22 protein-coding genes are annotated in these 23,487 nt (G+C 64.9%); 11 read left to right on the top strand and 11 right to left on the bottom strand.

Going from position 1 to position 23,487, the window contains the following annotated elements:
• Positions 1–93: 93 nt before the first annotated feature.
• From EN853_RS03635 to nhaA, 3 genes are all read left to right on the top strand, one after another.
• Positions 94–1,419, top strand: a complete 1,326-nt coding sequence (locus tag EN853_RS03635) for an ActS/PrrB/RegB family redox-sensitive histidine kinase (protein WP_127857901.1) — start codon at positions 94–96, stop codon at positions 1,417–1,419.
• A 208-nt stretch (positions 1,420–1,627) separates the two neighbouring features.
• Positions 1,628–2,191, top strand: a complete 564-nt coding sequence (locus tag EN853_RS03630; protein WP_127857900.1) for an ActR/PrrA/RegA family redox response regulator transcription factor — start codon at positions 1,628–1,630, stop codon at positions 2,189–2,191.
• Between the two features lie 161 nt (positions 2,192–2,352).
• On the top strand, positions 2,353–3,549 hold the full coding sequence (nhaA, locus tag EN853_RS03625; RefSeq protein ID WP_127857899.1) for a Na+/H+ antiporter NhaA: 1,197 nt from the start codon (positions 2,353–2,355) through the stop codon (positions 3,547–3,549).
• A 176-nt stretch (positions 3,550–3,725) separates the two neighbouring features.
• Here nhaA and EN853_RS03620 read toward each other — a convergent pair whose 3' ends face one another.
• From EN853_RS03620 to cueR, 3 genes are all read right to left on the bottom strand, one after another.
• A complete protein-coding gene (locus EN853_RS03620) occupies positions 3,726–4,226 on the bottom strand; it encodes an MmcB family DNA repair protein (RefSeq protein ID WP_167524365.1) in 501 nt (166 codons plus the stop codon).
• Positions 4,227–4,297: 71 nt separating this feature from the next.
• Positions 4,298–4,591 (bottom strand): DUF1330 domain-containing protein, encoded by a 294-nt coding sequence (locus EN853_RS03615; RefSeq protein WP_127857897.1) that lies wholly within the window; start codon positions 4,589–4,591, stop codon positions 4,298–4,300.
• An 84-nt stretch (positions 4,592–4,675) separates the two neighbouring features.
• The gene (gene cueR / locus EN853_RS03610) at positions 4,676–5,065 is read right to left on the bottom strand and encodes a Cu(I)-responsive transcriptional regulator (RefSeq protein ID WP_127857896.1); all 390 of its coding nucleotides are present in this window, start codon (positions 5,063–5,065) and stop codon (positions 4,676–4,678) included.
• 224 nt (positions 5,066–5,289) lie between these two features.
• On the opposite strand from cueR, the gene EN853_RS03605 reads away from it, so the two are divergent.
• Positions 5,290–5,907 carry a L,D-transpeptidase gene (locus EN853_RS03605; protein ID WP_127857895.1) on the top strand — a complete coding sequence of 206 codons (618 nt, stop codon included), beginning with the start codon at positions 5,290–5,292 and terminating at the stop codon, positions 5,905–5,907.
• Between the two features lie 138 nt (positions 5,908–6,045).
• Here the strand turns inward: EN853_RS03605 and EN853_RS03600 are convergent, their stop codons facing one another.
• The 3 genes from EN853_RS03600 to trpS form a co-directional block, all read right to left on the bottom strand.
• Positions 6,046–6,615: a NifU family protein gene (locus EN853_RS03600; protein WP_127857894.1), complete on the bottom strand. Its 570-nt coding sequence runs from the start codon at positions 6,613–6,615 to the stop codon at positions 6,046–6,048.
• A gap of 280 nt (positions 6,616–6,895) precedes the next feature.
• The gene (locus EN853_RS03595; protein ID WP_127424569.1) at positions 6,896–7,387 is read right to left on the bottom strand and encodes a universal stress protein; all 492 of its coding nucleotides are present in this window, start codon (positions 7,385–7,387) and stop codon (positions 6,896–6,898) included.
• Between the two features lie 102 nt (positions 7,388–7,489).
• Entirely contained in the window at positions 7,490–8,557 is a 1,068-nt protein-coding gene (gene trpS, locus EN853_RS03590) for a tryptophan--tRNA ligase (protein WP_127857893.1), read from the bottom strand.
• 231 nt (positions 8,558–8,788) lie between these two features.
• Between trpS and EN853_RS03585 the strand changes: the two genes are divergently transcribed.
• The 3 genes from EN853_RS03585 to EN853_RS03575 all read left to right on the top strand — a co-directional run bounded on the left by EN853_RS03585 (position 8,789) and on the right by EN853_RS03575 (position 10,153).
• Positions 8,789–9,415 (top strand): LysE family translocator, encoded by a 627-nt coding sequence (locus EN853_RS03585; RefSeq protein ID WP_167524360.1) that lies wholly within the window; start codon positions 8,789–8,791, stop codon positions 9,413–9,415.
• A gap of 88 nt (positions 9,416–9,503) precedes the next feature.
• Positions 9,504–9,749 (top strand): type II toxin-antitoxin system VapB family antitoxin, encoded by a 246-nt coding sequence (locus EN853_RS03580; protein WP_127857891.1) that lies wholly within the window; start codon positions 9,504–9,506, stop codon positions 9,747–9,749.
• Positions 9,749–10,153 (top strand): type II toxin-antitoxin system VapC family toxin, encoded by a 405-nt coding sequence (locus tag EN853_RS03575; protein ID WP_127857890.1) that lies wholly within the window; start codon positions 9,749–9,751, stop codon positions 10,151–10,153. The genes EN853_RS03580 and EN853_RS03575 overlap by 1 nt, the downstream gene beginning before the upstream one ends.
• Here EN853_RS03575 and murJ read toward each other — a convergent pair.
• Together murJ and EN853_RS03565 are read right to left on the bottom strand one after the other, a co-directional pair.
• Complete coding sequence (murJ, locus tag EN853_RS03570; RefSeq protein ID WP_127857889.1) at positions 10,128–11,735, bottom strand: murein biosynthesis integral membrane protein MurJ; 1,608 nt, start codon at positions 11,733–11,735, stop codon at positions 10,128–10,130. The genes EN853_RS03575 and murJ overlap by 26 nt on opposite strands.
• Positions 11,736–11,774: 39 nt before the next feature.
• Positions 11,775–14,576, bottom strand: a complete 2,802-nt coding sequence (locus EN853_RS03565; protein ID WP_127857888.1) for a [protein-PII] uridylyltransferase — start codon at positions 14,574–14,576, stop codon at positions 11,775–11,777.
• Between the two features lie 189 nt (positions 14,577–14,765).
• Between EN853_RS03565 and EN853_RS03560 the strand changes: the two genes are divergently transcribed.
• From EN853_RS03560 to EN853_RS03545, 4 genes are all read left to right on the top strand, one after another.
• Positions 14,766–17,276, top strand: coding sequence for a heavy metal translocating P-type ATPase (locus EN853_RS03560; protein ID WP_127857887.1), 2,511 nt, complete (start codon positions 14,766–14,768; stop codon positions 17,274–17,276).
• A gap of 44 nt (positions 17,277–17,320) precedes the next feature.
• A complete protein-coding gene (locus EN853_RS03555) occupies positions 17,321–17,710 on the top strand; it encodes a DUF305 domain-containing protein (RefSeq protein ID WP_127857886.1) in 390 nt (129 codons plus the stop codon).
• A gap of 111 nt (positions 17,711–17,821) precedes the next feature.
• Positions 17,822–18,697 (top strand): aldo/keto reductase, encoded by an 876-nt coding sequence (locus EN853_RS03550; protein WP_127857967.1) that lies wholly within the window; start codon positions 17,822–17,824, stop codon positions 18,695–18,697.
• A 96-nt stretch (positions 18,698–18,793) separates the two neighbouring features.
• Entirely contained in the window at positions 18,794–19,552 is a 759-nt protein-coding gene (locus EN853_RS03545; RefSeq protein WP_245516800.1) for an MBL fold metallo-hydrolase, read from the top strand.
• Between the two features lie 4 nt (positions 19,553–19,556).
• Here the strand turns inward: EN853_RS03545 and EN853_RS03540 are convergent, their stop codons facing one another.
• The 3 genes from EN853_RS03540 to mutS form a co-directional block, all read right to left on the bottom strand.
• On the bottom strand, positions 19,557–20,126 hold the full coding sequence (locus tag EN853_RS03540; RefSeq protein WP_127857884.1) for a TetR/AcrR family transcriptional regulator: 570 nt from the start codon (positions 20,124–20,126) through the stop codon (positions 19,557–19,559).
• Between the two features lie 8 nt (positions 20,127–20,134).
• Positions 20,135–20,599 carry a nuclear transport factor 2 family protein gene (locus EN853_RS03535; RefSeq protein WP_167524359.1) on the bottom strand — a complete coding sequence of 155 codons (465 nt, stop codon included), beginning with the start codon at positions 20,597–20,599 and terminating at the stop codon, positions 20,135–20,137.
• An 88-nt stretch (positions 20,600–20,687) separates the two neighbouring features.
• A complete protein-coding gene (gene mutS / locus EN853_RS03530; protein WP_127857883.1) occupies positions 20,688–23,426 on the bottom strand; it encodes a DNA mismatch repair protein MutS in 2,739 nt (912 codons plus the stop codon).
• Positions 23,427–23,487 lie beyond the last annotated feature (61 nt).

The raw sequence follows: 23,487 nt of genomic DNA, 5'->3' as shown, positions 1-23,487 counted from the left end.
CAAAACGAACGATGAAACGCCGGCTGCCAACCGGCCAAGTCGCCTTTACAGCGCTACTAGCGCTTACCCTCCTGCGGTTATAATCGTAAGTCGATGATCAACATTCTGCGCGCGCCCGATACCCAGCAGAGCCAGCGGCTGCGGCTCAACACGCTGATCCGCCTGCGCTGGCTGGCCATCGTCGGCCAGAGCATCGCGGTGCTCGTCGTTGCCTACGGGCTGAAATTCCCGCTGCCGGTCTCGATGTGCTTCGCGTTCATCGCCTGCTCGGCCTGGATGAACCTCTGGCTTACCTTCCGCTATCCCGCCGCGCACCGGCTGACGCCGTTCCCGGCCTTCGCCATCCTCACCTTCGACAGCCTGCAGCTCGCCGGCCTGCTCTATATGACCGGCGGGCTGACCAATCCGTTCTCGGTGCTGCTCTCCGTCCCGGTCGTCATCTCCGCCGCGTCGCTGCCGCTGCGCATGACGGCCGTGCTGGGCGCGCTGGTCATCGTGGCGGCCACGCTGCTGGTGTTCTTCCACCTGCCGTTGCCATGGTACGAGGGCGCGCCGCTGCCGATGCCCTTCATCTATGTCGCCGGCATGTGGATGGCGGTGTTCGCCTCGATCGCCTTCACGGCGATCTACGCCTTCCGCGTCGCGGCGGAGGCGCGCCTACTCGCCAACGCGCTCGCCGCCACCGAACTGGTGCTGCAGCGCGAGCAGCATCTTTCAGCGCTCGACGGGCTCGCGGCGGCCGCCGCGCATGAGCTCGGCACGCCTTTGGCCACCATCACCGTTGTCGCCAAGGAGATGGAAAAGGCGCTCGGCGAGGATCCGAAATTCGCCGAGGACGTGAAGCTGCTGCGCTCGCAAAGCGAGCGTTGCCGCGAGATCCTGAAGCGGCTGACCAGCCTGTCCTCGGAAGGCGAGCAGCATCTTTCGCGACTGCCGCTGACCTCGCTGATTGAGGAGGTGACTGCGCCGCACCGCGACTTCGGCATCTCGATCCGGCTGCGTCCCGGCGAGCGCATCGGCCCGGAGCCGGTCGGCCAGCGCAGCCCCGGCGTCATCTACGGCCTCGGCAATCTGGTTGAGAACGCGGTCGACTTTGCCAAGAAGAGCGTCACCGTCAGTTGGAGCTGGGACAATGACCAGGTCTCCTTCGCCATCATCGACGACGGACCGGGCTTTCCGCCGGAGATCATCGACCGCATCGGCGAGCCCTATATGTCGACACGCCAGGGCACCGAGGCCGGCGGCGGCCTCGGCCTTGGGCTTTTCATCGCCAAGACCCTTCTCGAGCGCTCCGGCGCGACGCTCGACTTCCGCAATTCGAGCGGGCTCGGCGAGGGCGCGGTGGTGCAGATCACCTGGCCGCGCGCCGTCTTCCTCAATCCCGAGCATGTGTCCGGAACCATGTTCGACAATGCCTGAGCCTTGCATTGACCGCATGGCAGCTCTGTTGCCGGCTCTAAAAATTGGACATTGCTGTTGCACAATTGTATCTGCGTAAAAGTGAGGCATTTCGCTCCAAACTGTGCAGCGGCTTGGGAAACGACGTGCCTGGAAACAAAGACTTAAAGCGCGTTCGCTACGATCCGTTTCGGCGCGGCAGGCTTTAAGTCGGTAGGATGCTGATCAAATGAGCGCGGACGATACCACTGGCGCAATGGTCGAAGGCGAGGACACCTCGCTGCTGATCGTCGACGACGACAAGCCGTTCCTGACCCGGCTTGCCCGCGCCATGGAGACCAGGGGCTTCCTGGTCGAGACGGCCGAGAGCGTGGAAGAGGCTGTCGCCAAGGCGCGCGCCCATCCGCCCGCCTATGCGGTGGTCGACATGCGCCTCGGCGACGGCAACGGCCTCGACGTTGTCGCCGCCATTCGCGAGAAGCGCGACGACGCCCGCACCATCATCCTGACCGGCTACGGCAACATCGCCACCGCGGTGACGGCGGTGAAGCTCGGCGCCGTCGATTATCTGTCGAAGCCGGCCGACGCCGACGACGTGTTCGCCGCGCTGACCCGCACCGCGGGCGAGCGCGCCGCACCCCCGGAAAATCCGATGTCTGCCGACCGCGTGCGCTGGGAGCATATCCAGCGCGTCTACGAAATGTGCGACCGCAACGTCTCCGAGACCGCGCGCCGGCTCAACATGCACCGCCGCACCTTGCAGCGTATCCTCGCCAAGCGCGCGCCGCGCTGAGAGACTGTTTGGAAATTCTACTCCGGCGGCCATCTGCTGGCGTTTTCTGCGCTTCCGGTGCTCACGGACCCAAATGTCCGCTCCGCTCCGGTTCTCGAAACCACCACCATATGACTCGCCAGAGCGAATTTCGAAACAGTCTCCGACAGCGCGGAGGGACCATGGACGACGAGAAGCAGCGGCCGAAATCGATCCTTCGCGAATTCCTCGACGGCGAGGCGGCCGGCGGCATCATCCTGATGGCGGCCGCGGCGTTGGCGCTGATCGTCGCCAATTCGCCTTTGGCCGAGACCTACTTTGCCGTCCTTCACGCCTATCTCGGGCCGCTCAGCGTCTCGCACTGGATCAATGACGGCCTGATGGCGGTGTTCTTCCTGCTGGTCGGGCTGGAGATCAAGCGCGAGATGCTCGACGGCCAGCTCTCGACCTGGCCGCGCCGCGTGCTGCCGGGCATTGCAGCCGCCGGCGGCATGGTGTTTCCGGCGTTCGTTTATGTCTTGATCAACCGCGACAATCAGGCAGCCCTTTCCGGCTGGGCGATCCCGACCGCCACCGACATCGCCTTCGCGCTCGGCGTGCTGTCGCTGCTCGGCAGCCGCGTGCCGGCCTCGCTGAAAGTGTTCCTCACCGCTTTGGCCATCATCGACGATCTCGGCGCCGTCATCATCATCGCGCTGTTCTACACCAGCGGCCTGTCGCTCGCTTACCTGGCGGCGGCCTTCGCGGCCATCGCCGTGCTGATCGTGCTCAACCGCATGCGGGTAATGAACCTCTTGCCCTATCTCCTGATCGGCGCGGTGCTCTGGGTGCTGGTGCTGAAGTCGGGCGTGCATGCCACGCTTGCCGGCGTGGCGCTGGCGCTCACCATTCCGCTCGAACGCTCCCCCGGCATCGGCCACGACGTCGAGCATTCGCCGCTGCACCGGCTGGAACATGGCCTGCACAAGCTCGTGCCCTTCATCGTCATCCCGATCTTCGGCTTCGCCAATGCCGGCGTCCCGCTCGGCGGCCTGAGCTTTGCAGCACTTGTCGAGCCGCTGACGCTGGGCGTCGCCGCCGGCCTGGTGCTCGGCAAGCTGGTCGGCGTGTTCGGCTCCTCGGCCATCGCCATCCGGCTCGGCCTCGCCGACCTGCCGGTCAATGCCGGCTGGCTGCATATGCTGGGCATCTCACTGCTCTGCGGCATCGGCTTCACGATGAGCCTGTTCATCGGCCTGCTCGCCTTCGCCGATGACGCCGCGCTTCAGGACGCGGTGAAGGTCGGCATCCTAGCCGGCTCGCTGGTTGCGGCGTTTCTCGGCGCCGCCGTGCTGCTCATGGCGCCGGCGGCGGGCGAGTTGGATGAGGAAGCGGAGTAGGCCAGCCCTCGACGCCCATTTCCTCTCCCCCGCGAAGCGGGGGGAGAGGTGGCCCGGCGAAGCCGGGACGGAGCGGGCGACGCCGTCGGCGACGCCAAAGCCAACGCAGGACAAGGCACAAGACCAGCGCGATACGAACCCGTGAGACAGCCCTCGGAGGCGCCGCTAACAGGCTGCTACTCGCTCTCCCCCTCCAGCGCCGGCACCGCCACGCCGGCAAGCTCCGCGGCCAGGAGCCGCGCAGCGCCCGCGCGGGCGATCCTCAGCATCAGCGACTTGCGCGTCGCGGCCGCCATGCGGTGCTCCGGCGCCTCGCGCAGGATCTCGGCGCCATAGCCGTCGGAGAGGATGAAGCCGCATTCCTCCGGAAAGATTTCCGCGGGCACGCCGGGATGCGTGGCGAAGAAGAAGCGATCCGAATGCAGCCGGTAGTCAGGCCATTTGCGGTCGACGCGAAAATCCTCGATCGAGGACTTGATCTCGATGATCCAGATGTCGCCCTGCCGGGTGAGCGCGACGAGATCAGCGCGTCGGCCGGTTGCCAGGGAGAGTTCCGGCAGCACATGCGCGCCCATTTCGGTGAGTAGCCGCTGCACGCCGCGCCGCACCAGCATGGCGCGCTCGGATTGGCGGCCGTCGATCAGGGGGTTGAGGGGAATCGGGGAAACGAGTGGCATGGCAGGCACCATGCCAGATTTTGTTCACGGTTTGAACCCGCTTTGAGCGGGCGATTATCTATTTGACAACCCTATCCGAGGTCCCCTTCGAAAATAAGCAGGACACGGTTCGACGCTTGCAGCGCAAACCGCTTGGCTTCGTCATAGGCCGGGTCGGCGTAGCAAGCCTTGGCGATTTCCAGTGTCGGGAATTCGACGACGACCATCCGGCCGGCATCGCGCGCCTCCATCAGCAAAGGCGGGTTTTTCATCGAACTGAGGCGCGCTTGATACTTCTCGCCTATGGGTTTCCACAAACGTCCATATTCAGCTTGCGCTTGCTGGTCCGAAATCTCGGTGCCGATGATGAGCCAGTATCCCTTCACCGTGAGGTACTCCTGCCGCTGGATGTTGCTGGCTCGTGAGCTAAGATGGGTATCGGACGCTTGTCCAGCTCCCGCGCGATGCGATCAGGCCACGCCCGCCATATCATCCAGTATCGGACAGTCCGGCCGGTCGTCGCCGTGGCAGGCATGGATCAGCTTCTGCAAGGTCGCGCGCATCGACTGCAGCTCGCGTACCTTCTCCTCGATCGCCCTGACATGGGCGGCGGCGATTTCGCGCACGTCGTGGCTGGCGCGGTCGCGGTCCTGATAGAGCGCCATAAGCTGCCTGCAATCGTCGATTGAAAAGCCGAGGTTGCGCGCGCGGCGCAGGAAGGCCAGCCGGTGCACGTCGTCGCGGGAGTAGTCGCGGTAGCCATTATCGGCCCGGGCCGGCCGGATCAGGCCGATCTCCTCATAATATCTTATGGTCTTGGCCGGCAGGCCGGAACGTTCGGCGGCATCACCGACATTCATGGCGCTCTCCTTGATCCCTGGCGGCCCTTCCGGCCGCCCCATTGATTTTGCTTCACAATCCTGTGAGTCCTGTTGCCGAAATGCCGCAGTTCGACACTTACCGGCGCGTAAGGTCTTGCATATAGGCAGTGCACGCTTGGCAAGCAAAAGAAATGCCAGCATGAATGATGGCGGGAAAGCGGCCGACTCGTGCCGCTGATAGAGACAGGGCGTCGGACCTTTTCATGCGCTTGAAGTCACTTGCAGTTCTTGCCGCTCTTGCGCTGTCGACCGCGGTCAGCGGCTGCAGCACCATCGGCGGGCAACTCTTCACCAACAACTATGGCGCGATGACCGATGCCGGCTATCAGCTGCCGCGCATCCCGATCGAGAAGGTTCCGGCCCGTTTCCACCGGCAGGAAGTGCGCTACGACACTTCGGAGAAGCCGGGCACCATCATCGTCGACACCCAGAACAAGTTCCTCTACTTCATCGAGGGTGACGGCATGGCGGTGCGCTACGGCATCGGCGTCGGCCGCGAGGGTTTCGAGTGGCACGGCACCGCCCACATCGCGCTGAAGCGCGAATGGCCGACCTGGACCCCGCCTTCGCAGATGATCAGGCGCCAGCCCGAACTCGCCAAGTTCGCCGGCGGCATGGAACCGGGGCTTATGAACCCGCTCGGCGCCCGCGCCATGTATCTGTTCAACAAGGGCGGCGACATGGGCTACCGCCTGCATGGTAGCCCGGAGTGGTTCTCGATCGGCAAGGCGATGTCGTCTGGCTGCATCCGCCTGATGAACCAGGACATTATCGATCTCTACGACCGCACCTCGGTCGGCGCCAAGGTCATCGTGATGTGATCACGAAGGCCGGGGGCGAAAGCTTTCGCAAGCGGACCGTCTAGGCAACACAAGACGTCCAAGAACAGAAAACCGGGCTGTTGGGGCCCGGTTTTTTGTTTTTGGCGATTTGTATCGCGGCAGACGCTGCGAAAATGATCAGGCGACCTGCTCGACCTGCTGAACTTCCGGAACGAAATGGCGAAGCAGGTTCTGGATGCCGTGCTTCAGCGTCGCCGTCGAAGACGGGCAGCCGGCGCAGGCGCCCTTCATGTGCAGGAACACAGTGCCGTTCTCGAAGCCGCGGAAGGTGATGTCGCCGCCGTCCTGCGCGACAGCCGGGCGCACCCTGGTGTCGAGCAGTTCCTTGATGGTCAGAACCAGCTCCTCGTCGGCCTTGTCGTAGAACTCGGCGGTCTGGCCGGATTCCCTCGCAGGAGCCGTCGAAGCCATGACGGGCGCGCCCGACATGAAGTGCTCCATGATGGCGCCGAGGATCGCCGGCTTCAGGTGCTGCCAGTCCGGGCCGTCCTTGGTCACGGTGATGAAGTCATAGCCGAAGAAGACGCCGGTCACGCCGGGGATCTCGAACAGCCGGCCGGCCAGCGGCGAGGCCTCGGCGGCCGCTGCGGCGTCGCGGAAATCGGCGGTGCCGTCGCGCAGCACTTCCTTGCCGGGCAGGAACTTCAGCGTCGCCGGGTTCGGCGTCGATTCGGTCTGGATGAACATGAGTATCTCCAGGCCCTTCCCGGGCCGATAGTTTGGAATAATTCTAAATAGGCTCTATCGGCTGGACATTCAAGCGAAACGCATCGCCCGAACGGCTTGCTGGCGGAATGTTTTTGCACGCCGCAGCGGCACTGATCAAGTTGTGCCGAGATTCAGATCAGGCCGAGTCGAGAATGGTGGTTTCCGAGAACCGGAGCGGAGCGTACTTGAAGTACGTGAGCACCGGAAGCGCAGGAAGCCGCCACTCGCAGGCCGGCCTCATCTGAATATCGATGCGCCGTTAGGCCAGGCTCTCGATCTCCTCATCCGACAGGTTCTGCGGCACCACGGTGACCGGGATGGGGAAGGCCGCGCCCCGGCCGGCCACGGCGCTCACCAGCGGTCCGGGACCTTCCTTGCCGGCGCCGGCCGCCAGCACCAGGATGGCGATGTCCTGGTCTTCCTCGATCAGCTTGTGGATCTCTTCGGTCGGCTTGCCTTCGCGCACCACCAGCTCCGGCTCGATGCCGACCTTCTGGCGCACCTTGTTGGCATAGGTATCGAGCGCCGCGCGCGCGGTCGCGTTGGCTTCCTCGCGCATGATCTTCTCGACCCCCAGCCAGTGCTGGAAATCGTCCGGCTCGATCACATAGAGCAGCACCAGCACGCCGCTGGTGCTTTGCGCCCGCTTCGAGGCGTAGGCGACGGCGCGCTCGCATTCCGGCGTGTCATCGATGATCGCCAGGAACTTGCGGCGATGGCCGGCTTCACGGCTAAGGCGTTTGGAGACCATGTCTATCTGCTCGGTATCAATTCGGCCGCAATCTGCCACCGCCACGAACCGGCGGCAAGTCGCCGGCCGGCGTGGCGATGGAAGTTAGCGAGGCAGGAGCGATCAGTCCTGCAGCAGGCCGATGATGTCGCGCACCGTCTTCATCGTGCCCTCGGCGATCGCGCGGGCGCGGTCGCCGCCGTCCTTGAGCACGGCATCGACATAGGCGCGGTCGCCCTCGATGCGGCGCATCTCGGAAGCGATCGGCGCGAGCTTTTCGACCGCAAGGTCGGCAAGCGCCGGCTTGAACACCGAAAACTGCTGCCCGCCATACTCCTTAAGCACGTCGGCCTTCGAGATCTCGGCCAGCCCGGCATAGATGCCGACCAGGTTTTCGGCTTCCGGCCGGCTTTCCAGCCCGTCGAGCTCGCTCGGCAGAGCCTCGGGATCGGTCTTGGCCTTGCGGATCTTCTTCGAGATGGTGTCGGCATCGTCGGTCAGGTTGATGCGCGACAGGTCCGAGGGGTCGGACTTCGACATCTTCTTCGAGCCGTCGCGCAGGCTCATGATGCGCGCCGCCGGGCCGCCGATCACAGGCTCGGTGATCGGAAAATAGCCGTTCACGGTCTCCTCGCCGACTTGCATCTCGACGCCGACGCCAAGCGCCGCGATGCGGTCCGAGAAATCGTTGTTGAACTTCTGCGCGATGTCGCGGGTTAGCTCCAGATGCTGCTTCTGGTCCTCGCCCACCGGAACGTGGGTGGCGCGGTAGAGCAGGATGTCGGCCGCCATCAGGCTCGGATAGGCGAGCAGGCCGAGCGAGGCGTTCTCGCGGTCCTTGCCGGCCTTGTCCTTGAACTGCGTCATCTTGTTCATCCAGCCGATGCGCGCCACGCAGTTGAAGATCCAGGCGAGCTCCGCATGCTGCATGACCCGCGACTGGTTGAAGACGATGTGCTTCTTGGGGTCGATGCCGGAGGCGAGGAACGCCGCGGTGATCGAGCGCGTCTGGTCGCCGAGATCCTGATGTACGAGCTGCGCCGTCAGCGAATGCAGGTCGACGACGCAATAGATGCAGTCGGACTGTTCCTGGAGGGCGACGAATTTCTTGATGGCGCCGAGATAGTTGCCGAGATGCAGATTGCCGGTCGGCTGGACGCCCGAAAAGACGAGTGGCTTGAAGGCGGACATGAGTTCCTCAGGGCTTGTGGAGGGCCGTACAAGCATGATTCCAAGAAGCTGCAGACTTTTTGGAGCCAATCATGCGGCTGGAAACCGCGTGCGGCGAAAGTCTTGCGACGGCGCGCTTATGGACGAAGCCGATTGCCGGATCAAGAGGTCGGCCGAGTAAGGGCTGGATTGAGCCCTAGCCATTTTGGGCTGGTCTGGCTTAGCATCGTGGCCTCGCCTGGAATCCTCATCATGCTCTCACATCTGCTTGCCGTCGCTTCCGTGTGGCTGGTCGCCGCGGTCTCGCCTGGCCCGAACTTCCTGATGACGGCGCGGATCGCGGTGGCGCGCTCGCGCGGCGCGGGCCTTGCCGCCGTCTGCGGCATCGGCATCGCCACCGCCATCTGGGGGGTCTGCGGGCTTGCCGGCATCAAGGCGCTGTTCCTGGCCGCGCCGTGGGCCTATGCGGCGTTGAAGCTGGCGGGCGCCGGCTACCTCATCTATTCGGGCCTAAGGTTGATCGTGCTTGCCGAGAGGCGCAGTGAGGCCGACGGCGCATTGGCCGTCGATTCCAGGGGATTTTCGACTTGGCGCGCCTTCTGGATTGGCCTTGCGACCAGCCTCGCCAATCCACGTTCAGCGCTTTCGGTGGCCAGCGTCTTTGCCGTCGCCTTGCCGGCGCAGCCCTCGCTGACGCTGGGGGTCGCATCGGTCGTGCTGATGGTGGCGATCTCGGTCGGCTGGTATGCCTGCGTGGTCTGGCTGTTCGCGGCCGAAGCCGTTTCGAACGGCTATCGGCGGCTGCGCCGCGCCATTGATCGCCTTGCCGGCGGTCTGCTCATCCTGTTCGGCGCAAAGCTCGCCCTGGAGCGCGGGTAGGGTCCGGGCCGAACCGGCCCGCTGCATGTTGATTTCCAGTTGTAGCTTGCTACATTAATTAACCTACAAATCGATGTGGGCGCTCGCGATGACCATCAACATCAGCAACAAAGAAGCGGATAGTCTGACGCGCGCTTTCGCCAGGGTCGAAGGCGTCGGCATTACCGAGGCTATCGTGATCGCCATGCGCGAAGCCTTGGAGCGGCGCCGCAATCGCGAGACGCCGCTGGAAACGGCGGCAAGGCTGCGCGCCGAATTCGGGATCAAGCTCAGCGATCAGGCGCGCAACCCACTGCCGCGCTCGGTCTATGACGAGCTCTCCGGTGACGACTGATGTTCGTCGACGCCGCCGCCATCGTCGCGATGCTGAGCAACGAAGCTGAGGCCGAGCGCTGTGCGCGGGCGGTCATGGATGCGTCGACTCCGTTCACTTCGGCGATCGCCGCGTGGGAGGCCGCAATGGCGCTCGCGCGACCGGAAAAGCTGGCCATACCGGTTGCGAGGAGCGCGGAGATCGTGAGCCGCTTCCTCGAAGAACGGGCCATTGCCTTGCGCGAGCTTCCGCCTGCGCCCGAGGCAGCATCGCTGTCCGTCGAGGCCGCGTCGCGGTTTCGCAGCAACGCCATCCCTCTGAATATGGCCGACTGCTTCCACTACGCTTGCGCGCGCTACTACGCCGTTCCCATGCTCTCCACGGCCGGCGAATTCAGGCTCACGGATCTGGAGACTGTTCCGTGACCGACGGCACCGCCTTTGCCGAACCGCGCTTGACGTTCCTGCGGATCATGCCGAAATCGGCGCCGCCGGTGCCGAAGGCGGTGATGAAGTAGAGCGCCGCACCGCCTCCGACCAGCGCGAACAGCGTCGTCGCCTTGACCACCAGCGGCGAGCCGGGTCCGAGCCTGGTGGCGAAATAGTGCTCGGCGAAGTAAAGCGCGACCGCCATCACCACAGCCGACAGCACCAGCCGCGGAATGCGCTTGAGCAGGGGGATATCCCGGCCCCAATGGCCGCGCCTTATCAGCATGCCGAGCAGCATCAGGGCGTTGACCCAGCCGGCGACGGCCGAAGCGACCGCGATGCCCGGCGCGCCCATCGACGGGAACAAGCTCAGCGCCGTGGCGACATTCACGCCGACCGAGATGGCGGCGAAGACCATCGGCGTGCGCGTGTCCTCGCGCGCAAAGTAGCCGGGGGTGAAGGCCTTGATCAGCACGAAGGCCGGCAGGCCGAGGCCGAAGATCGCCAGGATTGAGGCGACGATCGGCGTCGAATGGTTGGCGGCAAACGCGCCGCGCTCGTAGACCAGACGCACGATCGGCTCCGACATCACCCAAAGCGCGGCCGCCGCCGGCAAGGTCATGAATAAAGTGAACTCGACCGAGCGGTTCTGCAGATTGGCGGCCTCGATCAGATTGCCCGATTTCAGCGCCCGCGACAGTTCGGGCAAAAGCACGATCGCCACCGCCACGCCGACGACGCCGAGCGGCAGCTGGTAGATGCGGTCGGCATAGGCCAGCGACGACACGGCGCTGTTCTGCCCCGAGGCGATCGCCGTGCCGATCAACTGGTTGATCTGGGTGATGCCGCCGGTGATCGCCGCCGGCAGCGCCAGGATCAGGAGTCGCTTGACGTTGGGCGTCATCTTCGGCCGGCGGAAGCCAATCGAGATGCCGGCATGGCGCACCGCCACCCAGACGATGGCGAGCTGCACGATGCCTGCCGCCAACACGCCCCAGGAGAGCCCGAAGCCGACATCATGCGCGTCCGCCCCGTGATACCAGGCATAGCCGAGGACGCCGATCAGGATGATGTTGAGGAAGGCGGGTGCGATCGCCGCCGCGAAATAGCGGCGCAGCGAATTCAGCATGCCCGCCATCATGGCGCCGAGCGACATGCAGATGAGGTAGGGGAACATGATCGTCGCGAGCCGGACGGTCGTCTCGAACTTGCCCGGAATGTCGGCAAAACCCGGCGCCACCAGGTAGCGCACGATCAGCGGCATCGCCAGCTCCATGGCGATGGTGAGCGCCAAAAGCGCCGAGAACAGCACGCCGAACACTTCCTCTGAAAAGCGCTTGGCGCCATCAGTGCCGTGCGTCTCGATCTCCTTGGCGAACAGCGGCACGAAGGCGGCGTTGAAGGCGCCCTCGGCGAACAGCCGACGGAAGGTGTTGGGGAACTGGAAGGCGGCGTTGAAGGCGTCGGCGACGGGCCCGGTGCCCAGCGCCGCTGCCATCAGCATCTCGCGGCCGAAACCCAGCGCGCGGCTCATCAGCGTGCCGGAAGCGACGGTGGCGAATTTCTTGACAAGGCTCATGCGCTGGATGACTGCCTGCGGAATTGCGTCAAATGGATGTCATTCGGCCGCCGCCTTGGCCTTGCCGTTGCGTTCGGGCGCATTGCCTTCCAGCGTGTCGATCAGCCGCTTGTGGATGGTGGCCGTGCGCGTCGGGCTGTCGATCTTCTGTCCTGTGAGGTCGGTGACATAGAAGGTATCGATGACCTTCTCGCCGAAGGTCGTGATGTGCGCCGAGGCGATGTCCAGCGAAAGGTCCGACAGCGCGCCGGTGATCTCGGACAGCAGGCCCGGCCTGTCCAGCCCCTCGATCTCGATCACAGAAAAGCGGTTCGACAGAGTGTTGCGGATCTCGGCGCGCGGCGGAATGCGGAACGCCTTGGCGCCGCGTTTCGGCTTGGTGCGCTTCTCGATCATCTCGGGCAGCCAGCTTCTGCCGGACAGCACGTCCTCTATCAGCTTGCCGACGCGCTCGGCGCGGCGGCGCTCGTCCTCGTCAAGGTCGAATTCCCTGGAGATCAGGATGGTGTCAAGCGCGCGCCCGTCCGAGGTGGTGAAGATCTGCGCGTCGACGATGTTGCCGCCGGCCCCCGCGCACGCGCCGGCAATTACCGAGAGCAGGCGCGGATGGTCCTGCGCCAGCACGGTGATTTCGGTCACCGCCTCGAATTCGTGCGTCTTCACCATGGTGGCGAGCTTCTTGCCGGCCGCATCCGCCTCGCGGACGAATTCGGCATGACGCAGCTGGTCGGGCAGGTCGACGGTCAGCAGATAGTTCTCGTAATGCTGGGCGACATAGCGCTTGCGTTCTTTCGCCGGCCAGGCGGAGAGCGCCTCTGCCAGCCGCTCGCGCGCGGCCGCCGTACGCTCGGCGCGCGACACTTCCGAGAAGCCGCCGGTCAGAAGCAGCTCGGTCTCGAAGTAGAGCGTGCGCAGCAATTGCCCCTTCCAGCCGTTCCACACGCCCGGCCCGACGCCCCTGATGTCGCAGACGGTGAGGGTCAAGAGCAGCTTCAGCCGCTCGACCGACTGCACGATCGAAGCGAAATCCTCGATCGTCTTGCGGTCGTTGAGGTCGCGCGTCTGCGCCGTCATCGACATGACAAGATGGTTCTCGACCAGCCAGGCGACCGTCTCGGTGTCGGCCGCCGATAGCCCCATATGCGGGCAGATGCGCCGCGCGATCCTGGCGCCGGCTTCGGAATGGTCTTCCGGCCGGCCCTTGGCAATGTCGTGCAGCAGCACCGCTACATAGAGCGCCTCGCGGCTCTTCTTCAGTCCGGGCATCAGCGAATGGGCCAGCGGATGCACTTTCGCGCCGTCGCCACGCTCGATCTCGGCCAGCACGCCGATGCAGCGGATCAGATGCTCGTCCACCGTATAGTGGTGGTACATCGAGAACTGCATCATGGCGACGATCTTGCCGAAATCGGGGATCAGCTTGCCGAGCAGCCCCGCCTCGTTCATGCGCCTGAGATTGAGCTCGGCATTGCGGTCGGAGGTCAGGATGTCGAGGAAGAGCCGGTTGGCTTCCTCGTCGCGCCTGAGCGACTTGTTGACCAGGCCGAGCGAGCGGGTGAGCAGCTTCAGCGCGTCGGGATGGAATTCCAGCCCGTGCTTGTCGGCGAACCAGAACAGCCTGAGAAGATTGACCGGATCGCGCTCGAACACCATGTCGTCGGCGATGTTGATGCGGTGGTTGTCGACGATGAAATCGGATGTGCCGGCAAGCTTGCGCTTGCGCCGCGAGAAGGTGAGGAAGATGCGGTTGAAGCCCGGCACGTGCTTGGCCTGCTCTTCCTCGAGCGCGGCGCAGAAGATGCGGGTGAGGTCCCCGACATCCTTGGCGACGAGGAAGTAGTGCTTCATGAAGCGCTCGACCGCCGACAGGCCGGGATGCGTCGTGTAGCCCAGCCGCTCGGCAATCTCGCGCTGAATGTCGAAATGCAGCCGCTCTTCCGCCTTGCCGGTCAGGAAATGCATGTGGCAGCGCACCGCCCACAGGAAATCCTCTGCCTTCTGGAATTCGCGATATTCGGCCTCGGTGAAAACGCCTTTCTCGACCAGTTCCTCGCCGGTGCGCACGCGATAGAAGTATTTGGCGATCCAGAACAGCGTCTGAAGGTCGCGCAGGCCGCCCTTGCCGTCCTTGACGTTGGGCTCGACCAGATAGCGGCTTTCGCCGGCCTTGGCATGGCGCTCGTCGCGCTCGGCGAGCTTGGCCTGCACATATTCGGGGCCGGTCGTGCGCACCACTTCGTGGTCGAAGCGGGTCAGCAATTCGTCATAGAGCTTGCTTTCGCCCCACAGGAAGCGCGCTTCCAGGATCGACGTGCGGATGGTGATGTCGGTGCGCGACAGCCTCAGGCACTCCTCGATGTTGCGGGTGGCATGGCCGACCTTCAGCCCCATGTCCCACAGCATGTAGAGCATGTATTCGACGATTTGCTCGCCCCACGGCGTCTGCTTGTAGGGAAGCAGGAACAACAGGTCGATGTCGGATCCCGGGGCCAGCGTGCCGCGCCCATAGCCGCCAACCGCGACGACCGCCATGCGTTCGGCCACGGAACGGTTCTTGACCCGGTAGACATGGGTGGCCGCGAAATCGTAGAGCGCCCGGATCAGCTCATCCATCAGATGCGACAGCCGCTCGGCGCAGGCATGGCCGCCGCCATCCTCCTTCAGCATCGCTTCCGCGATCTTCCGCCCCTCGCCAAGCCTGCCCTTGAGCAGCTGGAGGACAGCTGTGCGCGTGGCCTTGCCGGAGCCGTCACCGGCGCTCGCCACCGTCAGCGCCGTCATGTCGCGGCGCAAGGCGTCACCGTCGATGATTTCGTCGAGTTTCAGGGAGATCTTTGCCATTCGGCGGCGTCTATAGCGCGTTTTCGCGGCGCTGTGTATGGGGCTGGCGAATGCGCTTTGCTGCAGTAGACGAGGAGCACCACCCGCGGCTGCCCGGCAAAATCTTCCAAAAAACGAAACCCGCCCTTGACCTTCCAGTTACTGGAAGGACTACGTCCGCCTCATTCGAGAATTCCGAGGCATTTGATCATGAGCCATTCCGACCACAGCCACCATCATGCACACGGCGCATCCTGCTGTTCGGCCAAGAATGCCGCGCCTGCGGCCGAAGCGGTGATTCGCGACCCTGTCTGCGGCATGACGGTCGATCCGGCCGCCGGCAAGCCGACGGCCGAGCATGGCGGACGGACATTTCATTTCTGCAGCGAGCGCTGCCGCACGAAGTTCCAGGCCGATCCGGAAACATATCTGACCGCAATCGATCCCGTCTGCGGCATGAGTGTCGACCGCGCGAGCGCGAAGCACTTCGTGCGCCACGAAGGCCAGGGCTTCTATTTCTGCTCAAGCGGCTGCAAGGCCAAGTTCGAAGCCGAGCCGGCAAAATACCTCGCCGGCCGGCCAGAGCCGGAGCCGATGCCGAAGGGCACGCAATACACCTGCCCGATGCATCCCGAGATCATCCGCGACAAGCCCGGTTCCTGCCCGATCTGCGGCATGGCGCTGGAGCCGATGGGCGTGCCAACCGGCGACGAGGGGCCGAATCCGGAACTGGTGGATTTCACCCGTCGCCTTTGGGTAAGCGCCGTTTTGTCCTTGCCTCTGCTCATCGCCGCCATGGCGCCGATGCTCGGTTTGAGCTTCGAAAGCTTCATCGACGGCCGGGCGAAGACATGGGCAGAGCTGGCGTTGGCGAGCCCGGTGGTGCTGTGGGCGGCCTTGCCCTTCTTCCATCGCGGCTGGGAATCGATCCTGAATCGCAGCCCCAACATGTGGACGCTGATCTCGCTCGGCGTCGGCGCCGCCTATCTTTACAGCGTGGTCGCCGCCCTGTTCCCGGACATCTTCCCGCACCAGTTCCGCGGCCATGACGGCGCCGTGCCGGTCTATTTCGAGGCAGCCGCGGTCATCGTCGCGCTGGTGTTCCTCGGCCAGGTGCTGGAACTCAGAGCCCGCGAACGCACCGGCTCGGCCATCCGCGCGCTCCTCGACCTTGCCCCGAAGACGGCGCGGCTGATCGGTGCCGACGGTTCCGAGAAGGATGTGCCGCTCGACAGCGTGCAGGTCGGCGATATGCTGCGCATCCGTCCGGGCGACGCCGTTCCCGTCGACGGCATAGTGCTGGAAGGCCGCTCGGCGATCGACGAGTCCATGATCACCGGCGAACCGCTCCCGGTCGAGAAGACCGAAGGCGACAACCTTACCGGCGGCACGCTGAACAAGAACGGCTCGCTGATCATGCGCGCCGAAAAGGTCGGCGCCGAGACGACGCTCTCACGCATCGTCGAAATGGTCGCCAAGGCGCAGCGCTCACGCGCGCCGATCCAGGGGCTGGCCGACCGCGTGTCCTTCTATTTCGTTCCCGCTGTCGTGCTGGTCGCGATCATTTCCTTCATCGCCTGGGCGCTGTTCGGCCCTCAGCCGAGCCTGATCTTCGCCATCGTCTCCGCTGTATCGGTGCTGATCATCGCCTGTCCCTGCGCTCTCGGTCTCGCCACGCCGATGTCGATCATGACCGCGACCGGACGCGGCGCGCAAGCCGGCGTGCTGATCAAGGAGGCGGCGGCGCTCGAGCGCTTCGCTTCCGTCGATACGCTGATCGTCGACAAGACCGGCACCTTGACCGAGGGCAGGCCGCGGCTGACCGACGTGGTTGCTGTCGAGGCCAGCGACGGGAACGATCTGCTGGCGCTCGCCGCAGCGCTCGAAAAAGGCTCGGAACATCCGCTCGCCGAGGCGATCGTCGAGGGTGCCGCCGAACGCGGCGTCAAGCTTGCCGAGGCCGAAAACTTCGAGGCAATCACCGGCAAGGGCGTCTCCGGCACGGTATCGGGCAGGAAAGTCGCACTCGGCAACGCGGCGATGATGGCCGATCTCGGCGTCGACACCGCACCGGTTTCGGCAAAGGCTGAGGCCTTGCAGGGCGAAGGCAAGACGGCGATGTTCGTTGCCGTCGGCGGCAAGCTCGCCGGCTTCGTCGCCGTCGCCGACCCGATCAAGGCAACCACTGCCGAAGCGATCAAGGCGCTGCACGACAGGGGCCTGAGGATCATCATGGCGACCGGCGACAATGAGCGCACGGCAAAAGCGATCGCCGGCAGGCTCGGCATCGATGAGGTTCGCGCCGGCCTGCTGCCGGATGAGAAGGGCGCTCTGGTCGAGGAGTTACGCGCCAAGGGCGCCGGCGTCGCCATGGCTGGCGACGGCGTCAACGACGCGCCGGCGCTGGCCGGCGCCGACGTTGGCATCGCCATGGGCACGGGCGCCGATGTCGCTGTCGAAAGCGCCGGCATAACGCTGGTCAAGGGCGACCTCAACGGCATCGTCAGAGCCCGTACGCTCGCCCAGACGACGATCCGCAACATTCGCCAGAACCTGTTCTTCGCCTTCCTCTACAACGTGCTCGGCGTGCCGGTCGCCGCCGGCGTGCTCTACCCGCTCACCGGCACGCTTCTGTCGCCGATGATTGCGGCGGTGGCGATGAGCCTGTCGTCGGTCTCGGTGATCGGCAACGCATTGCGACTGAGAACGTTGAAACTCTGACCGAAGCCCCCAGATACGACATTCCATTCAACAGGAGATACTGGATGACCTTGGCCAAGAAGATTGTGCTGCTCTTGATGGCGGCGGGAATGCTGCTCGCCGTGTTCCTCGAAAGCGTTCCGGCGCAGTCGGAAGAGACGAAGCACAATATGGCCGGCATGGCGATGGGTACGGATAGCCCCGCCACCGACGGCTACAAGGCGGCGATGGACAAAATGCACAACGACATGATGATCGGGTACACCGGCAATGCCGATGTCGATTTCGTGCGCGGCATGATCCCGCATCACCAGGGCGCGATCGACATGGCCAAGGTGGTGATCGCCAACGGCAAGGACCCGGAAATTCGTAAGCTCGCCGAAGGCGTCGTCAAGGCGCAGGAAGCCGAGATCAAAGAGATGCAGGACTGGCTTGCCAAGCATCCGGTGGAGTAATTCCCCGCGCCGGAATCCGGACAGAAGCGGGGACCTCGGTCTGGATTTCCGGCCATGGCTGTGCTGCGATCCGGCTTCACGCGGAGCGAGCCCCCCATGTCTTCCAAGCCCATGTCTTCCAAGCCCACGTCTTCCAGGCCCACGTCTTCCAAGATCAGAACCACCACGCTGCCGTCGGGCGAAGCCGTTCCGGTGCTGGGCCAGGGCACGTGGAAAATGGGCGAGGACCGCCGGCGCCGCGCCGACGAGGTCGCGGCATTGAAACTCGGGCTGGACCTCGGCATCACGCTCATCGATACGGCGGAGATGTATGCCGGCGGCGGTGCCGAGGAGGTGGTGGCGGAAGCCATCGCCGGGCGCCGCGACGAGACCTTCCTGGTTTCCAAGGTGCTGCCGACCAATGCCTCGCGGGCCGGCGTCATGCGGGCCTGCGAGAACAGCCTCAAACGTCTCGCCACCGACCGCATCGATCTCTATCTGCTGCACTGGCCGGGCAGCGTGCCTTTGGCCGAAACCGTGGAAGCCTTCGAGGCCTTGAAGGCGGCCGGCAAGATCCGCCACTGGGGCGTCAGCAATTTCGACACCGACGATATGGAGGAACTGGTGGGCCTCGCTTCCGGCGGCAACGTCCAGACCAACCAGGTCCTCTACAACCTCTCGCGGCGCGGTCCGGAATTCGACCTCGCGCCCTGGAGCCTGAAGCGCGGCATCCCGCTGATGGCCTATTCCCCGGTCGAGCAGGGCGCGCTGGCGCGCAACGCCAGGCTTGACGCGATCGCCGCCCGCCATAACGCGACGGCCGCGCAGATCGCTCTTGCCTGGGTGATGGCGCAGAAAGGCGTCATCGCCATCCCGAAGGCCAGCCGGCAGGAGCATGTCCGCCAGAACGCCGCCGCGCTCGACATCGCTCTGACGCCTCAGGATTTCGCCGAGCTCGACCGCGCCTTCCCGCCGCCGACGCGCAAGCGCGGCCTGGAAATGATCTAGCCCGAAACGTCAATCCGGATTTTGCGATCGAACGGAGGGCAAGTGTTGGAGCGAATTTCAGACGGTCCTCATCACGCGACCTATAGGATCGGCGACATGACGGTCGCGTCGCTGCGCGACGGCTATGTCGACATGCCGGTCCGGCGACTGCGCCAGCCGGGAGACAAGCGCTTCGGCGACGACCTCCCGTCGCAGGTACCGCTCTTCGATGGCGCACTCAGATTGTCGGTGAATGCCTTTGCCATCGAAGAAGGCGAAGCAATCACGCTGATCGATACGGGATGCTCGAACGCATGGCATCCGACAATGGGCTTTCTGCCGCAGGCGCTAAGCGAGGCGAAGATCGCCGTCGATCGGATACGCACGGTTGCCTTCACCCACACCCATCTCGACCATATCCACGGGCTCATCCTCCCGGACGGCGGGGACGGTTTCCCGCAGCTCGCCCGCTTGCTTGTGCCTCGAGCCGAGCTCGACATGTTCCGGTCGGTTGCAAGGTTGAGCCGCTTCCATGATCGAGCAAAACCTTTGGACCCGGGACAGCGCCTGAGCGCGAGTATCGAGGCGATCGCCGCTCCCGGCCACGAAATCGGCCATACCTGCTTTCGTGTCACGAGCCGCGGCGAAACATTGTTGATCTGGGGCGACACCGTGCATGTGCCGTCGCTTCAGTTCGATCGGCCGGAGGTCGCATGGGAATTCGACGCCGACCAGGAGCAGGCGCGCGCAAGCCGGTTGCGAATACTTGGTCTTGCCGCCGACAACGGCCATTTCGTTGCAGGCGCGCATCTCGATTCACCCGGCGTCGGTCGGGTTCATCGAACCGAGACAGCCTTCCGCTTCGAACCTGTTTAGCTATCTAGCCGCCCGCCGTCAGCCCCAGCCTCACGCGCACCCTGCGAAGCGCACGCGCAAACACGTCGGCGTCATCGGCGGCGCGGGCGAGTGTGAGTGCGCCCTGGATGGCGGCGACGGCTTCTTCGGCCAACTCGCTGGCCTCGCCCGGCTGGTGCCCAGCTCGCGCCAGCGCATCGGCGAGGTGGGTGACCCAGCGGCCGAAATAGTCCCGGATCTGATCGGCGAAAAGATCGCGCGGTTCCTCCAGCGCGAAGGCGCCGATCAGGCAAACCCGGCGCCCCGAGCGGAAATAGCTGTCCGTTGCCGCGAGCATCCGTTCGATCCCGACCTGTGGATCGGTGCTGTCGCGCAGCGGCGCAAAGACATTCTCCTCGAACCAGCAGTCGATATGGGCAATGACGGCCCGTCCCATCTCTTCCTTGCCGCCGGGAAAGAAGTGGTAAAGACTTCCCTTGCCGAGCCCCGTAGCGGCACCGATCAGGGCCAGGCTGGCGCCCTCATAGCCGTGCTCGCGGAAAACCTCGCCGATCATGGCCAGCAGGCCGTCGCGATCGGGCGCGATTCGTCGCATTCGCGGCTTTACAGTCCGAGTTCCGAAAGGCCGGGATGGTCGTCCGGCCGGCGTCCGAGTGGCCAGTGATACTTCCGCTCGCTCTCGGCGATCGGCAGGTCGTTGATGCTCGCCACGCGCCGCCGCATCAGCCCGGCTTCGTCGAATTCCCAATTCTCGTTGCCGTAGGAGCGGAAACAGTGGCCGCTGTCGTCATGCCATTCATAGGCGAAGCGCACGGCGATACGGTTGTCGTTCCAAGTCCAGACCTCCTTGATGAGGCGGTAGTCCAGCTCGCGCGCCCATTTGCGCTTGAGGAAGCCGACGATCTCGCCCCGGCCCGAGATGAATTCGGCCCGGTTCCGCCAGACGCTGTCCTCGGTGTAGGCGAGCGACACCCGCTCAGGGTCGCGGCTGTTCCAGGCGTCCTCCGCGAGCCGCGCCTTCTGCGCTGCGGTTTCCGCCGTGAACGGCGGCAATGGCGGACGGCTCATGAAAATCTCCTGTCGGTTCCGATCATCGGTAGCCGACACTGTACCGAGCGGTACAATGAGTCAACAGTGAACGACGGTCAAGACTGAGCTATTGCTTCGCCGTCAGACCCTTCAGCCGATAGAGCGCTTCCAAGGCTTCCCTTGGCGTCATCTCGTCGGGGTTGATGGCGCCAAGCGCCTCGCCCAACGCATCGATCTTGGCCGGCTTCGGCGCTTCGCGCTTCACTGCCACCGAAAACAGCGGCAGGTCGTCGACCAGACGGTTGGTCTTGCCCGAGACTTCGCCTTCCTCCAATTGATGCAGAACTTCCTTGGCGCGGGCGACCACCGCTTCCGGCAGGCCGGCGAGCCGCGCCACCTGGACGCCGTAGGAACGGTCTGCCGCGCCCTTGCCGACCTCGTGCAGGAAGACGACGTCGCCTTCCCATTCCTTGACCCGCATGGTGACGTTGTGAAGCCGGGCAAGCTTGCCGGCCAGCGCCGTCATCTCGTGGAAATGGGTGGCGAAGATCGCCCGGCAGCGGTTCTTCTCGTGCAGGTATTCGACCGCCGCCCAGGCGATCGACAGACCGTCGAAGGTCGCCGTGCCGCGCCCGATCTCGTCGAGGATGACCAGCGCCCGCTCGCCTGCCTGGTTGAGGATCGCGGCCGTCTCGACCATCTCAACCATGAAGGTCGAGCGGCCGCGCGCCAGATCGTCCGAGGCGCCGACGCGCGAGAACAGCCGGTCGACGACGCCGATATGGGCACTCTGCGCCGGCACGAAGGAGCCGGTCTGGGCCAGGATGGCGATCAGAGCGTTCTGCCTGAGGAAGGTCGACTTGCCGCCCATGTTCGGCCCGGTGAGCAGCCAGATCGCGCCGGCCTTCGCTGCACCTTCGGGCGAGAGGTCGCAGTCGTTGGCGACGAACGGGCCCTCGCCTGAACGCCTGAGTGCCTGCTCGACGACCGGATGACGCCCGCCGGAGATCTCGAAGGCGAGGCCGGAATCGACAATCGGCCGGCACCAGCCCTCGCTTTCGGAAAGCAGAGCGAGAGCCGACGAGACGTCGAGCACGGCTAGCGCCTCGGCGCCGGCGCGGATGCTGTCGGCCTCGCCGACGACCTCCGCCGTCAGCCGGTCGAAGGCGGCAAGCTCGATGCTCAGTGCCTTGTCGGCGGCGTTGGCGATCTTTGATTCCAGCTCCGCGAGTTCCGTCGTCGTGAAGCGCATGGCGTTGGCCATAGTCTGGCGATGGATGAAGCGCGCCTTGGCGGCATCGCTGCCGGTCATCACGCCATGGTGGTTGGCGGTGACCTCGATATAGTAGCCCAGCACATTGTTGCGGCGGATCTTCAGCGAGCGGATACCGGTCTCCTCGACCAGCGAGCGCTCCAGCCCGGCGATCACTTTTCGCGACTCGTCACGCAGCGCCCGCATCTCGTCGAGTTCGGCATTATAGGTGGAGCGCACGAAGCCGCCGTCGCGCTTGATCAGCGGCAACTCGTCGTCGAGCGCCTCGCTGAGGTGGCGGGCGAGCGCCTCGGGCAAGGCATTGATCGCTGCCAGCGCGGCGGCGAGCTCGGCGGGCAGCGCCGACGTCGCGAACAGTGCGGCGATCGCGCCGGCCGCCTCGAAGCCGGCGCGCAGCGCGCCGAGGTCGCGCGGGCCGCCGCGGTTGAGCGCCAGCCTGGACAGCGCCCTCGGCATGTCGGCGACGCTTTTTAGACTGGCCCGCACCCCTTGGCAAAGCCGCGTCTCGGAACGGAAGAACGACACCGAATCCAGTCTTGCCGTGATCGCCGCCGGGTCGGTCAGAGGCGCCATCAGCCGGTCGGCGAGCAATCTCGCTCCGCCGCCGGTCACCGTGCGGTCGATCGCCTTGAACAGCGAGCCGTCGCGGCTGCCGGAAAGCGTGCGCAACAGTTCCAGATTGGCGCGCGTCGCCGGGTCGATGAACAGCGTCGAGCCGCTCTCCTCGCGCTCGGGCCGCGACAGCGGCGGCCGCTCGGCCTTCTGCGTCTTCTCGACATAGGCGATGGCGCCCGAGATTGCCGACAGCTCGGCGCGCGAGAAGGTTCCGAAACTGTCCGGCGTCGCCACCTCGAAGAAGCGGGCGATGCGGCCGGTGGCCGATGCCGAATCGAACAGTGACGGCGGCTGCGGGTTGGCGACCCGGCCAAGCACGTCGAAGACCGGTCGCAGTTCCGGGTCGTGGAACACCGGCTCGGCGACGATCAGTTCGCGCGGGTCGACGCGGAAGATGTCGGCAAGCAGCCGCTCGGCCGTGGTTTCCGCCACGCGGAACGCGCCCGTCGATATGTCGATCCATGCCAGCGCGAAGCTGCCTTGGCTGGCCGAATTGCCGCCCTTCACCCTGCCCAGCGCCATCAGGAAGCTCGATTCCGAGGGCGCGAGCAGCTTGTCCTCGGTGATGGTGCCGGGCGTGACCAGCCGCACCACGTCGCGCCGCACCACCGATTTCGAGCCGCGTTTCTTGGCTTCCGCCGGGTCCTCGATCTGCTCGCACACGGCGACGCGGAAACCTTGTGCGATCAGCTTCTGCAGATAGTCGTCCGCCGCATGCACCGGCACGCCGCACATCGGAATGTCGTGGCCCTGGTGCTTGCCGCGCCGGGTCAAAACAATGCCCAGCGCCTGGCTTGCTTTCTCGGCGTCGTCGAAGAACAGCTCGTAGAAATCGCCCATGCGGTAGAAGAGCAGCGAATCCGGGTTCGCCGCCTTGATCTCGATATACTGCTCCATCATCGGCGTGACGCCGCCCGTGGCTGGCGGCGGCGTCGTCGTTTCCTGGGCGTCGGTCTCGGTGGACATATGCATGTTCATATCGGGACGCTAGCAGATGTGACCGGAGGGTTTAATGCCGGGTGCTCGAAAAGCAGGGGAA

Source organism: Mesorhizobium sp. M1C.F.Ca.ET.210.01.1.1 (genome assembly GCF_004791585.1).
Lineage (GTDB): Bacteria > Pseudomonadota > Alphaproteobacteria > Rhizobiales > Rhizobiaceae > Mesorhizobium.
The sequence above is the reverse complement of the archived record's forward strand: the minus strand, read 5'-3'. Positions and strand labels throughout refer to the sequence as shown.

What these genes read in the sequence shown, in the direction of transcription:
- EN853_RS03635 (WP_127857901.1), top strand. Translation starts at nt 94, where the DNA reads ATGATCAACATTCTGCGCGCGCCCGATACCCAGCAGAGCCAGCGGCTG.
- EN853_RS03630 (WP_127857900.1), top strand. Translation starts at nt 1,628, where the DNA reads ATGAGCGCGGACGATACCACTGGCGCAATGGTCGAAGGCGAGGACACC.
- nhaA (WP_127857899.1), top strand. Translation starts at nt 2,353, where the DNA reads ATGGACGACGAGAAGCAGCGGCCGAAATCGATCCTTCGCGAATTCCTC.
- EN853_RS03620 (WP_167524365.1), bottom strand. Translation starts at nt 4,226, where the DNA reads ATGCCACTCGTTTCCCCGATTCCCCTCAACCCCCTGATCGACGGCCGC.
- cueR (WP_127857896.1), bottom strand. Translation starts at nt 5,065, where the DNA reads ATGAATGTCGGTGATGCCGCCGAACGTTCCGGCCTGCCGGCCAAGACC.
- EN853_RS03605 (WP_127857895.1), top strand. Translation starts at nt 5,290, where the DNA reads ATGCGCTTGAAGTCACTTGCAGTTCTTGCCGCTCTTGCGCTGTCGACC.
- EN853_RS03600 (WP_127857894.1), bottom strand. Translation starts at nt 6,615, where the DNA reads ATGTTCATCCAGACCGAATCGACGCCGAACCCGGCGACGCTGAAGTTC.
- EN853_RS03595 (WP_127424569.1), bottom strand. Translation starts at nt 7,387, where the DNA reads ATGGTCTCCAAACGCCTTAGCCGTGAAGCCGGCCATCGCCGCAAGTTC.
- trpS (WP_127857893.1), bottom strand. Translation starts at nt 8,557, where the DNA reads ATGTCCGCCTTCAAGCCACTCGTCTTTTCGGGCGTCCAGCCGACCGGC.
- EN853_RS03585 (WP_167524360.1), top strand. Translation starts at nt 8,789, where the DNA reads ATGCTCTCACATCTGCTTGCCGTCGCTTCCGTGTGGCTGGTCGCCGCG.
- EN853_RS03580 (WP_127857891.1), top strand. Translation starts at nt 9,504, where the DNA reads ATGACCATCAACATCAGCAACAAAGAAGCGGATAGTCTGACGCGCGCT.
- EN853_RS03575 (WP_127857890.1), top strand. Translation starts at nt 9,749, where the DNA reads ATGTTCGTCGACGCCGCCGCCATCGTCGCGATGCTGAGCAACGAAGCT.
- murJ (WP_127857889.1), bottom strand. Translation starts at nt 11,735, where the DNA reads ATGAGCCTTGTCAAGAAATTCGCCACCGTCGCTTCCGGCACGCTGATG.
- EN853_RS03565 (WP_127857888.1), bottom strand. Translation starts at nt 14,576, where the DNA reads ATGGCAAAGATCTCCCTGAAACTCGACGAAATCATCGACGGTGACGCC.
- EN853_RS03560 (WP_127857887.1), top strand. Translation starts at nt 14,766, where the DNA reads ATGAGCCATTCCGACCACAGCCACCATCATGCACACGGCGCATCCTGC.
- EN853_RS03555 (WP_127857886.1), top strand. Translation starts at nt 17,321, where the DNA reads ATGACCTTGGCCAAGAAGATTGTGCTGCTCTTGATGGCGGCGGGAATG.
- EN853_RS03550 (WP_127857967.1), top strand. Translation starts at nt 17,822, where the DNA reads ATGTCTTCCAAGCCCACGTCTTCCAGGCCCACGTCTTCCAAGATCAGA.
- EN853_RS03545 (WP_245516800.1), top strand. Translation starts at nt 18,794, where the DNA reads ATGACGGTCGCGTCGCTGCGCGACGGCTATGTCGACATGCCGGTCCGG.
- EN853_RS03540 (WP_127857884.1), bottom strand. Translation starts at nt 20,126, where the DNA reads ATGCGACGAATCGCGCCCGATCGCGACGGCCTGCTGGCCATGATCGGC.
- EN853_RS03535 (WP_167524359.1), bottom strand. Translation starts at nt 20,599, where the DNA reads ATGAGCCGTCCGCCATTGCCGCCGTTCACGGCGGAAACCGCAGCGCAG.
- mutS (WP_127857883.1), bottom strand. Translation starts at nt 23,426, where the DNA reads ATGAACATGCATATGTCCACCGAGACCGACGCCCAGGAAACGACGACG.